A 12,761-nucleotide genomic window follows, 5' to 3' on the forward strand; every position below is an offset into this window, starting at 1 on the left:
ATCAGCGCTCCACAGCCTGCTTGATATCCTCGAACACGTCGTCCATATCTTCCAGTCCCACTGAAATACGCACCGTAGTGTCGAGCACGTCCATCTTTCTGCGCTCCTCGTCGGAGAAGTTTCCGAAGATGGTGCTTGCCGGATGGATGGCGAGCGTGCGGTTGTCGAAGAGGTTTGTGGCACGGCGGACGAGCTTCAGATTGTTTATCATGCTGAAAGCGGCTTCCTTGCTCTCCAGGTCGATGGTCATCATCGCTCCGGCAGTCTTGCCATATTGTGCCACGGCAATATCGTGGAACGGATTGTCGGCGAGTCCAACATAGTTTACGCTCTTTATCTGTGGCAGCTCACGCAGTCTGTTGGCAAGATAGATGGTGTTCTGGCTCTGCACTCTGTAGCGGGCATCGAGGGTCTCCAGTCCGAGCGACTGCATGTATGCCACGTGGGGAGTCATGTAGGCACCGAAGTTGAAGAGCATCTCGTTCTTCACCTTGTGGCCGAATCCCTCTGCCGTGCCGTAGTCGATAATGAGTCCGCCGAGGGTGGTGGCACCGCCTGAGAGGTATTTCGTGCTCGACACCACCTCGATGTCTACGCCGAGGTCTTTTGCCGAGAACTGTGTGAACGGTATCACCGTGGTATCGGCAATCAATGGCACGCCATACTCATGGGCTATCGCCGAGAGAGCCTTCAGGTCTGCCACTTCCATCTGTGGGTTGGTGATAATCTCCAGGAATATGCAGCAGGTGTTGGCATCCATCTTTGAGCGCACCTCGTCGAGGTTGAGCAGATCGCAGGGACGTGCCTCAACGCCGAAGCGTGGCAGCGACTCGGTGATGAGCGAGAAGGTATTGCCGAACATGTGTCGTGAGGTGACGATATTCTTGCCTGCTGCCGAGAGGGCGAGTATTGTGTTGCTGATGGCAGCCATTCCCGACGACAGCGCCATCACATTGGCGGCTCCCGTCATTGCCTTCACCTTGTCTTCGAGATACATCACCGTTGGGTTGAGTACTCTGGAATAGTCTGGTGCTATCACTTTGCCTGTGAAGGCGTCCGCCATATCGGCGGCAGTGTCAAACTCGTATGCTGCGGTGTGGTATACCGGCATGCTCAGCGACCCGTATGCGTCGCGCTGTCCAAATGGCGTGTCAATAGCCTTTGTCTGATTTTTCATCGTTTCTATTATAAGTTTGTGTTTATTTCCGAACTGCAAATTTACAGTAAAAATGACGGTTTATGACCAACACGTAATGTTTTTATACTTTTTTATAGCTCAACCCAAACCGGTAATCGTAATTGTCCATCGGAACTGTATGTCAGTCGGAAACGGGACGCACTGAATACAAGCAAACCCTAACGAACGATTGGGGGAGGTATAGTCTTTTCTCGCATAACGCAATGGTTTATTCTTAAAGTTTGTTTGTGTTGCAAGCAATTTGCTTTATCTTTGCATAAGATAAGCTTTTGTGGTGTAACAATATTGTAACATCACTGTAACAATTATGAACTAGTATGAAACTACTTTTGCACCGTAACAATAAAAACTCAGGAAAAGATGGAAACGAAAAACCGCATTTTAGTAGTTGACGACGAGCAGGACCTCTGCGAGATTCTGAAGTTCAATCTTGAAACGGAAGGCTACGAGGTGGACACTGCAAACTCTGCCGAAGAGGTGCTGGAGATTGGAGCGGAGAAATACGACCTGCTGCTGCTCGACGTGATGATGGGAGCGATGTCGGGATTCGCACTCGCAAAAAAACTCAAAGACGAACCGATGACGGCTAACATACCTATCATCTTCCTTACGGCAAGAGACACGGAGAACGACACGGTGACTGGATTCAACCTCGGTGCCGACGACTACATCTCAAAGCCTTTCTCCATCCGTGAGGTGCTGGTGAGAGTGCGCGCCGTGTTGAGAAGGACAAGCGATACGGGCTATGCCCCACACAACAACATCATCTCATATCAGGGACTGGAACTCAATCTCGACAAGAAGACGGTGGCTATCGACGGTGAGGAAATACCGTTCACCAAGACGGAATTTGAAATCCTGCATCTGCTGCTCGACGAGCGTGGCAGGGTGTTCTCACGTCAGGAACTCATCGACAGGGTGTGGCCAAAGGATGTGCTCGTGCTCGACCGCACGGTGGACGTAAACATCACGCGACTGAGAAAGAAGATAGGACGTTTCTCCAAGTGCATCGTGACGAGACTCGGCTTCGGATATTATTTCGACGCATAGCATCATCATACATCCGTATAATGACGGCAAGGCTGATTCCCTTGTCTACTGATAACTAACCCCCATCCACTATGTCAAGGACATCCGTAGGAAAAAAACTGTATTTCAGCGTCATCGCCGTGTTCATCGCCTTTGCCGCTGCATTCATCGTGTTCCAGCACGAGAGAGAGAAACAATACAAGATCGACATGCTCGACACCCGTCTGCAAGACTACAACGAGCGCATGGCTGAAGTGATGAGTCTCGACAAGAGCCACTCAGAAAGAGACCTCGACGAATACGTGAAGCGCCACTACAAGTCGAAAATCAGAGTGACACTGGTCGATATGAAAGGCAACGTGCTCTACGACAACAGGTTCAAGAACTACCATCAGCTCGAAAACCATCTCAACCGAAGCGAGATAAGACAGGCTCTCAACATGGGCCACGGATTCTCAATCGACCGCAAGAGCAGCACGCTCGGAGAGTCGTTCTTCTATTCGGCTACATACTTTCCACACCAGAAATTCATCATCCGCACCGCACTGCCCTACGACAACAGCCTCATCAGGACTCTGCAGACCGACCAGCACTACATCTGGTTTGCCCTCGCCGCAATGCTTATCCTAACCTTCTTGCTCTTCCGCTTCACACAGAGGCTGGGGGCCAACGTGACGAAGCTACGCACCTTTGCAAACCGTGCCGATCACAACGAGAGCCTCGAGACGGAAGACCTCATAGAGTTTCCGAACGACGAGTTGGGAGAGATTGCCGAAAAAATCATCAAGATATACAAACGCCTGCAACACACCAAGAAGGAACAGGACATACTGAAGCGACAGCTCACCCAGAACATAGCCCACGAGCTGAAGACTCCCGTAGCGAGCATACAGGGTTATCTGGAGACCATCCTCGACAATCCGAACATCAGCGAGAGCATGAAGGCGCAATTCCTTCAGCGATGCTATGCACAGGCGCAGCGCCTCACGTCGCTGCTGCGCGACATCTCAACGCTGAACCGTCTCGACGACGCTCCCGACATGCTCACCGACTTCGACACCGTGGACATCTCGCAGATGGTGGCAAACATACAGAAGGAAACGGCACTACAACTCAAGGAACACTCGATGACATTCGACAACCGGCTGCCAGCCGACATACAGGTGAAGGGCAACCAATCACTGCTCTACAGCGTGTTCCGCAACCTCACCGACAATGCCATCGCCTATGCCGGCGAAGGATCCACCATCACACTGTCTGCCGAAAAGACAAGTCAACAGGTATGGCGTTTCACATTCTCCGACAACGGCGTCGGAGTGCCACACGAACACCTCGCACGCCTCTTCGAACGCTTCTACCGTGTTGACAAAGGACGAAGCCGCAAGATGGGAGGCACGGGGCTCGGACTCGCCATCGTGAAAAACGCCATACTCCTACACGGCGGAAGCATCAGCGTGAAAAACGCCTTGCCGCCCAACCACGGACTGATATTCACATTCACACTGAAATGACGACGTTCCGCAAACCATATTCATACGAAGACTGAAGCCCTTACTGCCGATTGCCGCTGAAACGCGCACAATTGGCAGTCAGGACTTAAAGCTTGTGAAAAACTTTTAAATCGCTTGTGGGTGCCAGTATATTTCATATCTTTGCCAAATGACAGCATATAGGAAACACGCCAAACCAATATAAACTAAATAACGGAGGAAAAATCATGAATGTAAACACAGGTATCAAGCAAGCACTGATCTTAGCCATCGGCATCATCGTGCTCGGATTTTTTGTAGACTCAGGACTTAAGAGTCTGGCTGGCAAAGACCGCAAAGTGGTAGTGAAAGGACTGGCAGAAAAGGAGGTGGAGGCAGACAAAGTGACGTGGCCTATCCTATCCAAGGAGTTGGGTGACGACCTGCCGGAACTATACCAGAAGATCAACACCACGACAAATAAAATACGCAAATTCCTGATTGCCAACGGAGTGAAAGACAACGAGATAATCGTGAACGCACCAGTGGTGATCGACCTCAACGCCGAACGATATGGCGCCAACCAACAGCCCTACCGCTACAACATCACATCCATCATCACCGTAACTTCAAAAAACGTGAATCTCGTGCGCAGCATAATCTCCCGACAGGGCGACCTGCTGAAGCAGGGCGTCGCCATCGTTGACGGCGGCTACGAGAACCCGGTGAAATACGAATATGTGGCATTCCGCCAACTGAAACCGAAGATGATGCAGGAAGCTATAGAGAACGCGAAAGTGACCGCCGAGCAGTTTGCCAAAAACAGCGACAGCAAGATAGACAAGATAATGAATGCCGACCAGGGACAGTTCTCAATCGAAGACCGCGATTCCAACACCCCATACATCAAGAAGGTGAGGGTGGTGACCACAGTGACATACTCGCTGAAAGACTGACCGGCTGCTGAATTACGCCGCTAATCTTGCATTTTATCATTAAATTTGCTAATTTTGCCCATCATTCCCATTAACATCACAATTTTAGCAACGACTATGAAAATACAGACAGCGACAAAGAGCCAGGCTCCAATCATCTCGCAACTCATTATGACGGCAATGACAGACGACTGTTGCCAGTATTTCGCCGGCGAACACCATACGCTTGCCGACTTCCGCTCCATGATGACATCGCTCGTGGAAAGGGAAGACTCACAATACAGCTATCTGAACACCCTCGTTGCCATCGACGACGACGGCAACGTGATGGGAGCCATAGTGGGCTACGACGGCGGAAAGCTGCATGAGCTGCGACAGGCATTCATAAACGCTGCCAAGGAATGCTTCGGCAGAGACTTCAGCCGGATGGACGACGAGACGCAAGCCGGAGAGGTGTATCTCGACAGCCTCGCCGTGATGCCCGACCACCGCGGCAAAGGCATCGCCACATCACTGCTGCGGGCAATGATAGAGAAAGCGGCAAAGGAGGGACACCCTGCCGTGGGACTGCTCGTGGACAAAGGCAACCCTAACGCCGAGAGACTGTATCTGCACGTGGGATTCGAATATGCCAACGATTCCTCGTGGGGCGGACATCCGATGCGCCACCTCGTATACAGGATAGATTAAAGAACAAAGACACATATCATGCAGGAAAGCAAATACCTCGTGGCAAACGAGAGAGATGCGCTGTGGGGACTCACGGTGAGCACCGTGGGCTACGACAAACTCAACCCCGGCGACCCATACCCCACCAGAGGCCACGCCGGAGGATACTACTTCGACGTGACAAGGGGACGGACGCTCGACGAATACCAGATGCTCTACCTACTCGACGGAGAGGGCGTGTTCTGTTCCGACCACGTGAAAGACCATCCGATAAAGGCTGGCGACATCTTCCTGCTCTTCCCCAACGAATGGCACACATACCATCCGCTCGCCTCCTCCCGATGGGAGAGCTACTGGATAGGCTACAGAGGAAAGAACATGGACGACAGAGTGGAACACGGATTCCTGTCGCCCGAAAAACCGGTATACCACGTAGGCTACTGTCCTGAGATAATAAGCCTCTACGAGTCTGCCATGCAGGTGGCAAAGCGCGAGGAGGCATACTCGCAGCAGTCGCTCGCCGGCATCGTGAACAATCTCATCGGCACGATGTATGCCAGAGAGCGCAACATCATCCTGAGCCGCGACCAGGACAAGGTGGACATCATAAACAAGGCTCGTCTCATGATACGCGAGAGACTGGAAAGCCGCATCACCATACAGGAGATAGCAGACCAGCTGGGAATGGGATATTCCAACTTCCGCAAGCTGTTCAAGGAGTTCACGGGCATCTCGCCGGCTCTCTACCAACAGGAGCTGCGACTGCAGAGGGCACGCGAACTGCTCTCCTCTACGCCGATAAGCATCAAAGAGATAGCCTACAGGCTGAACTTCGATTCGCCCGACTATTTCTCAAGCAAGTTCAAGGCGAAAGTGGGATGCAAACCAAGCGAATACAGAGAAAAGATGGGATAAAAATTAGGATTTGTTAATATTTTGTCGTACCTTTGCGGCATGATTTACACACAAGGAGCAGTTCTACACTAAAAGTTGACGGACTGCTCCATTTTCGTTTCCTTAATTCTAATAATACGCATTAATAAATACAAATATATTCAGAATAACAATTATCGATGAACAGTAAATTAGATTTCAAGCCGCAGCTCTTCACCACACTGAGGAACTACAACAAGAAGACTCTCATGGCCGACGTCATGGCGGGCATCATCGTGGGCATCGTGGCATTGCCACTTGCCATCGCCTTCGGTATCGCATCCGGAGTGACACCAGAGAAGGGTATCATCACCGCTATCGTGGCGGGATTCATCATCTCGCTGCTCGGAGGCAGCAAGGTGCAGATTGGCGGACCTACGGGTGCCTTCATCATCATCATCTATGGCATCATCCAGCAGTATGGCTTCGAGGGGCTCACCATTGCCACTCTGATGGCAGGTGCCTTCCTCATTCTGTTCGGAGTGCTGCATCTGGGCACCATCATCAAGTTCATCCCCTACCCCATCGTAGTGGGATTCACCAGCGGTATCGCCGTCACGATTTTCACCACGCAGATAAAAGACCTCTTCGGACTGAGCATCGACAAGGTGCCGAGCGACTTCATAGAGAAGTGGTGGTGCTACATCTGCAACTTCGGAACCATAGACTGGTGGTGTGCGGCAGTGGGAATACTCAGCGTGGTGGTGATTGCCGTCACGCCTAAGTTCAGCAAGAAGATTCCGGGATCGCTCGTGGCAATCATCGTGATGACCGTGGCAGCACTGCTCCTCAAGCAGTTTGCCGGAGTGACGAGCATCGAGACCATCGGCGACCGCTTCTCCGTGAGCAACGCCATCCCCGAAGCCCACATGCCTACAATAACATGGGACACGATAAAGGAACTGGTGCCACCGGCACTGACCATCGCCGTGCTCGGCGCCATAGAGTCGCTGCTCTCGGCAACTGTTGCCGACGGTGTTATCGGCGACCACCACAACTCCAACACCGAGCTGATAGCACAGGGTGTGGCAAACCTCGCCTCGCCTATCTTCGGCGGCATACCGGCAACGGGAGCCATCGCCCGCACGATGACCAACATCAACAACGGCGGAAAATCACCCATCGCCGGCATCATCCATGCCGTGGTGCTGCTGCTCATATTCCTGTTCTTCATGCCACTGGCAAAGTATATCCCTATGGCATGTCTTGCCGGAGTGCTCGTGATAGTGTCATACGGCATGTGCGGATGGCGTTCGTTCCTCTCGCTGATGAAGAATCCCAAGAGCGATGTCACCGTGCTTCTCATCACCTTCTTCCTCACCATCATCTTCGACCTCACCGTGGCTATCGAGGTCGGCCTCATCATAGCCTGTCTGCTCTTCATGAAGCGTGTGTCTGAGGTGACCGACGTGAAGTTGATAGAGAATGAAATCAATGAGGAGAGCGACATGATAAAGGGCAACCTGGAGCATCTCACCATTCCGGAGGGAGTGGAAGTGTATGAAATCAACGGTCCGTTCTTCTTCGGTGCCGGCAACCGTTTCGAGGAAGTCATGGCAGCGTTCGGCGACCGCCCCAAGGTGCGCATCATAAGGATGCGTAAGGTGCCGTTCGTTGACTCCACGGGTATCCACAACCTCACCAACCTCTGCGAGATGAGCCACAAGGATGGTATACAGGTGGTTCTCTCAGGTGTGAACCCTCATGTACACGCCGCCCTCGGCAAAGCAGGTTTCTACGAATCTGTCGGCGAAGAGAACATCTGCAGCCACATCAAGATTGCTCTGGACAGAGCTAAGGAGATTGTGGGAGAAAAGAAATAAGGAAACTGGAATCAGAAATCTGTGAGTGCTTAGTGTCCATCAGCCTGCGGCGATGGACACTGGTCTAAAATAAAAACACGGATTGCACGGAACACCACGGATTAATCATCACGGATTATTTTAGACTTATATTTTTGGATTTTATCTTGGATTTTCGTGGATTTGCGAGTGCTTGGGCACTCCCTTTTCCTGAAAGCATACGATAACATTCTATCGAGTACATCACCCTATCATACACCCAAAAGGAAGTGCCCAAGCACTTGCAAATCCTGCTAAATCCAAATCTCACTGACGAAATATCATCAAAAATGAATCCGTGAAAAGACTAATCCGTGTAAAGTCAGTGCTATCCGTGTTTCATTTTTTGATTTGTGTCCCTGCCGAAGGCTGGAGACACAACGGCAACACGGAATAAATATATCTGTGAGTGCTTAGTGTCCATCAGCCTGCGGCGATGGACACTGGTCTAAAATAAAAACACGGATTGCACGGAACACCACGGATTAATCATCACGGATTATTTTAGACTTATATTTTTGGATTTTATCTTGGATTTTCGTGGATTTGCGAGTGCTTGGGCACTCCCTTTTCCTGAAAGCATACGATAACATTCTATCGAGTACATCACCCTATCATACACCCAAAAGGAAGTGCCCAAGCACTTGCAAATCCTGCTAAATCCAAATCTCACTGACGAAATATCATCAAAAATGAATCCGTGAAAAGACTAATCCGTGTAAAGTCAGTGCTATCCGTGTTTCATTTTTTGATTTGTGTCCCTGCCGAAGGCTGGAGACACAACGGCAACACGGAATAAATATATCTGTGAGTGCTTAGTGTCCATCAGCCTACGGCGATGGACACTGGTCTAAAATAAAAACACGGATTGCACGGAACACCACGGATTAATCATCACGGATTATTTTAGACTTATATTTTTGGATTTTATCTTGGATTTTCGTGGATTTGCGAGTGCTTGGGCACTCCCTTTTCCTGAAAGCATACGATAACATTCTATCGAGTACATCACCCTATCATACACCCAAAAGGAAGTGCCCAAGCACTTGCAAATCCTGCTAAATCCAAACCAAAATCCAAATCTCACTGACGAAATATCATCAAAAATGAATCCGTGAAAAGACTAATCCGTGTAAAGTCAGTGCTATCCGTGTTTCATTTTTTGATTTGTGTCCCTGCCGAAGGCTGGAGACACAACGGCAACACGGAATAAATATATCTGTGAGTGCTTAGTGTCCATCAGCCTGCGGCGATGGACACTGGTCTAAAATAAAAACACGGATTGCACGGAACACCACGGATTAATCATCACGGATTATTTTAGACTTATATTTTTGGATTTTATCTTGGATTTGCGTGGATTCGCGAGCATAAATGCTCCCTTTTTCCGAATAATTAGTTACCTTTGCCTAAAGCATCCTTAATTCAAAACTAATCTGTTATGCTACTATACGAAGACCTTACATTCCAAATAAGAAAAGCGATATTCAATGTCTATAACTATTGGGGACCAGGACTTTTAGAGACTATATATGAAAAGTCATTGATGATAGAACTTGAAACTATGGGACTGAAAGTCGAATGTCAAAAACACATCCCTGTTGTATATAGAGGAAAGGATATAGAATGTGACTACAGATTGGATTTACTGGTTGAAGACAAGGTGATAATTGAATTGAAGGCGGTTGAAAACCTGCAGCCCATCCATAAGATGCAACTTTCTACGTATCTGAAAATTACCGGTAAACGCCTTGGCATCCTTGTAAATTTCAATACTTCTGATATTATACACAGCATCGTACGTATAGCAAACTAAGAGGAAGTGCTCCAACACTTGCAAATCCAACTGAATCCAGACCAAAATCCAAATCTCACTGACGAAATATCATCAAAAAATGAATCCGTGAAAAGACTAATCCGTATAAAGTCAGTGCTATCCGTGTTTCATTTTTTGATTTGTGGCCCTGCCGAAGGCCAGGGACACAACGGCAACACGGAAAAAATTATATCTATGATAATATAGTGTCCATACGCCTGCGGTGATGGACAAAAATTTAAACACAGATTTAACGGAGAACACGGATTTGGCTTTTTCACTGATTTTTTATTTGGTAAATGGTTGTTGGATTTCTATCAGGATTTTCGTGGATTCTCGAGTGCTTGGGCACTCCCTTTTCCCTAACTGATGATTCGGCTGATGATTTTTAGACAGAAACCGGGATAAGCCACGAAGTTAATGATGGAGATAAAAGAAAGGAATATTACATAGAAAATCAACATCAGCCCCCACCTAACCACCCCCGAAGGGGAGGGACAGATACACCTGTTGCTTGATAGTTGTCAATGGCTTGTCTGATTCAGAGTAACTTGCATCTCACTGTCTTTGACAGAATCAGAGTAACTTGTTCCTTCCCTTGGGGAAGGTTAGGATGGGTTTGAGAACGAGAGGGGGCTGAAGTTCATTGGCAGAAAGGAACATCCTATAAAGTTCATTGGCAGAAGGGAACATCCTATAACCACAATACATCGCAAGGCATATCAAAAAAGGAAGTGCCATGCACTCATTTTCTTCTAAAGAAGTGTCATAGTATCATTCTCCGTCTATCCAGAGCATTTAAAATACTACAAGCCAACAGGTTAAAGCAATGATACTTTTCTGAATGTTTTACATAAAAGTATCATTGATATATCACAGATGTATCATGCCGTTTTGCACCACCTGAAATCCCCCCACACCGTGGGGAACAGAACCCCCTAATGTGGGGTTTCATTCCCCACGGTGTGGGGGGATTTTCGAGCCTATGGTTTACCCTTAAGGAGTGGCGCATTACGAATACGCAAATCTTATTCTTGCAATTACCAAAAGTTTCAGATTAAATCGCAAATAATCGGGTTTTGCAAACACCAAAAACAAGTATCTTTGCATAAGATAAGCTACGGCTCGGGATAAGAAATGAATACATTCATTTCATTCTCCTCTCGCCTTGCAATATCTTTGCAAAAAATAGGCTGCATCTCAGCATAGCGTCCAAGCAAGCTTGACGCTCTGCATTCGATTTGCACTATCTTTGCCCTCAAAAAACCACCTATGCCGAAAACCAGTCATGACATGGCTGCCGGCATCACGAACCTACTAATTCAAACTGACCGAAAATAACATAATCAAACAAATGGACAACAACAAATATTTCTTCGCCGTGGACCTGGGTGCCACAAGCGGAAGGACTATCATCGGAACACTTGCCGAAGGCAAAGTGCAGCTGGAGGAACTCACACGGTTTGACAACTCGCTGATTGAAACGGGAGGTCACTTCTATTGGGACATCTTCGCACTATACAACGAAATAATCAAGGGACTGAAACTCGTGGCTAAGCGACAGCTGCCGATAACGAGCATCGGTATCGACACCTGGGGAGTGGACTTCGTGTGCATAGGAGAAGACAACGCCATACTGCGCAACCCTATCGCCTACCGCGACCCATTCACTTTCGAGGCTATGGACGAATATTTCAGCAAATGCGTAGACAAGAAGCGTGTGTATGAAACTACGGGAATCCAATTCATGAACTTCAACTCTCTCTTCCAGCTATATGCCATGAGAAGGGAGAACAATGTGGCGCTCGCCAATGCGAAGAAGATTCTCTTCGTGCCCGACGCCCTGTCGTGGATGCTCACAGGAAAGGCTGTCTGCGAATACACCATCGCTTCGACAAGCCAGATGCTGAATCCACGCACAAAAGACCTCGAACCGGAACTGCTGAAGAGCGTGGGACTGACAAGGGAGAAGTTTGGAATGATGGTGAACCCGGGTACGTGTATAGGCACGCTTACAAAGGAGGTGCAGAAGATGACGGGACTGGGAGCGATACCTGTGATTGCCGTGGCAGGACACGACACGGGAAGCGCCGTGGCTGCCGTGCCGGCAAAGAACGAACAGTTTGCCTATCTCAGTTCGGGAACATGGAGTCTGATGGGAATTGAGACTAAAGACGCCATAATAAACGAGGTGTCATATGAAAGAAACTTCACCAACGAGGGCGGCATAGAGGGCACAACACGATTCCTGAAGAACATCTGCGGAATGTGGCTGCTGGAGAGATGCCGCAAGGAATGGGGAGAGGACGCTCCCCGCGACTATGCCATACTGACTGCCGAGGCAATGGCTACGAAACCGTTTCAGAGCATCATAAACCCTGACGACAAGATGTTTGCCAACCCTGCCGACATGCAGGAAGCGATAAAGGAATACTGCCGGGAAACGGGACAGCACGTGCCGGAAGGCTACGCCGAGACATGCCGCTGCATATTCGAGAGTCTCGCACTGAGATACCGGGAGGTGTTCGGATATCTCAGAGAGATGGCGGCGTTCCCCATCAACACCCTGCATATCATTGGCGGAGGATCGCTGAACAGGCAGCTCAACCAGTTTACGGCAAATGCCACGGGAGTGGAGGTGCTCGCCGGACCGCAGGAATGCACCGCTCTGGGCAACATCATGATACAGGCGAAGGCGGCAGGCGAAGTGAACGACATTTTCGACATGCGCAGCATCATTGCCAACAGCGTGGTGATGAACCGCTTCGTGCCTGAAGACAAGGAGCTTTGGGACGAGGCTTACGGAAAATATCTGGAGATAAAGAAGAGGAAAGGTTAATGAGGAAACTAAAAAAACAACAACTATAAAAA

General features: G+C 49.1%; 9 protein-coding genes. 8 read left to right on the plus strand and 1 reads right to left on the minus strand.

All coding sequences use genetic code 11. The features are described 5' to 3' along the window. Position 1: 1 nt before the first annotated feature. Positions 2-1,177, minus strand: coding sequence for a trans-sulfuration enzyme family protein (locus tag CCC32_RS03260; RefSeq protein WP_287072281.1), 1,176 nt, complete (start codon positions 1,175-1,177; stop codon positions 2-4). A gap of 381 nt (positions 1,178-1,558) precedes the next feature. On the opposite strand from CCC32_RS03260, the gene phoB reads away from it, so the two are divergent. The 8 genes from phoB to CCC32_RS03300 all read left to right on the plus strand — a co-directional run bounded on the left by phoB (position 1,559) and on the right by CCC32_RS03300 (position 12,729). Continuing rightward, positions 1,559-2,248, plus strand: a complete 690-nt coding sequence (gene phoB / locus CCC32_RS03265; RefSeq protein ID WP_287072282.1) for a two-component system response regulator PhoB — start codon at positions 1,559-1,561, stop codon at positions 2,246-2,248. 71 nt (positions 2,249-2,319) lie between these two features. Further along, entirely contained in the window at positions 2,320-3,738 is a 1,419-nt protein-coding gene (locus CCC32_RS03270; protein WP_287072284.1) for a sensor histidine kinase, read from the plus strand. Between the two features lie 206 nt (positions 3,739-3,944). Further along, entirely contained in the window at positions 3,945-4,652 is a 708-nt protein-coding gene (locus CCC32_RS03275) for an SIMPL domain-containing protein (protein WP_287072287.1), read from the plus strand. 96 nt (positions 4,653-4,748) lie between these two features. Beyond that, complete coding sequence (locus CCC32_RS03280) at positions 4,749-5,321, plus strand: GNAT family N-acetyltransferase (RefSeq protein WP_278841184.1); 573 nt, start codon at positions 4,749-4,751, stop codon at positions 5,319-5,321. A gap of 18 nt (positions 5,322-5,339) precedes the next feature. Further along, the gene (locus CCC32_RS03285; protein ID WP_022315856.1) at positions 5,340-6,215 is read left to right on the plus strand and encodes a helix-turn-helix transcriptional regulator; all 876 of its coding nucleotides are present in this window, start codon (positions 5,340-5,342) and stop codon (positions 6,213-6,215) included. 158 nt (positions 6,216-6,373) lie between these two features. Beyond that, a complete protein-coding gene (locus CCC32_RS03290; RefSeq protein ID WP_022315857.1) occupies positions 6,374-8,056 on the plus strand; it encodes a SulP family inorganic anion transporter in 1,683 nt (560 codons plus the stop codon). A 1,459-nt stretch (positions 8,057-9,515) separates the two neighbouring features. Beyond that, a complete protein-coding gene (locus tag CCC32_RS03295) occupies positions 9,516-9,890 on the plus strand; it encodes a GxxExxY protein (RefSeq protein ID WP_042519170.1) in 375 nt (124 codons plus the stop codon). A gap of 1,354 nt (positions 9,891-11,244) precedes the next feature. Continuing rightward, the gene (locus CCC32_RS03300; protein ID WP_287072293.1) at positions 11,245-12,729 is read left to right on the plus strand and encodes a rhamnulokinase; all 1,485 of its coding nucleotides are present in this window, start codon (positions 11,245-11,247) and stop codon (positions 12,727-12,729) included. Positions 12,730-12,761: the final 32 nt, after the last annotated feature.

This window comes from Prevotella sp. LMAG:51, assembly GCF_008680225.1.
Classification (GTDB): Bacteria; Bacteroidota; Bacteroidia; order Bacteroidales; family Bacteroidaceae; genus Prevotella; species Prevotella pectinovora.

Coding starts and splice junctions, on each gene's coding strand:
- CCC32_RS03260 (WP_287072281.1), bottom strand. CDS start 1,177: ATGAAAAATCAGACAAAGGCTATTGACACGCCATTTGGACAGCGCGAC.
- phoB (WP_287072282.1), top strand. CDS start 1,559: ATGGAAACGAAAAACCGCATTTTAGTAGTTGACGACGAGCAGGACCTC.
- CCC32_RS03270 (WP_287072284.1), top strand. CDS start 2,320: ATGTCAAGGACATCCGTAGGAAAAAAACTGTATTTCAGCGTCATCGCC.
- CCC32_RS03275 (WP_287072287.1), top strand. CDS start 3,945: ATGAATGTAAACACAGGTATCAAGCAAGCACTGATCTTAGCCATCGGC.
- CCC32_RS03280 (WP_278841184.1), top strand. CDS start 4,749: ATGAAAATACAGACAGCGACAAAGAGCCAGGCTCCAATCATCTCGCAA.
- CCC32_RS03285 (WP_022315856.1), top strand. CDS start 5,340: ATGCAGGAAAGCAAATACCTCGTGGCAAACGAGAGAGATGCGCTGTGG.
- CCC32_RS03290 (WP_022315857.1), top strand. CDS start 6,374: ATGAACAGTAAATTAGATTTCAAGCCGCAGCTCTTCACCACACTGAGG.
- CCC32_RS03295 (WP_042519170.1), top strand. CDS start 9,516: ATGCTACTATACGAAGACCTTACATTCCAAATAAGAAAAGCGATATTC.
- CCC32_RS03300 (WP_287072293.1), top strand. CDS start 11,245: ATGGACAACAACAAATATTTCTTCGCCGTGGACCTGGGTGCCACAAGC.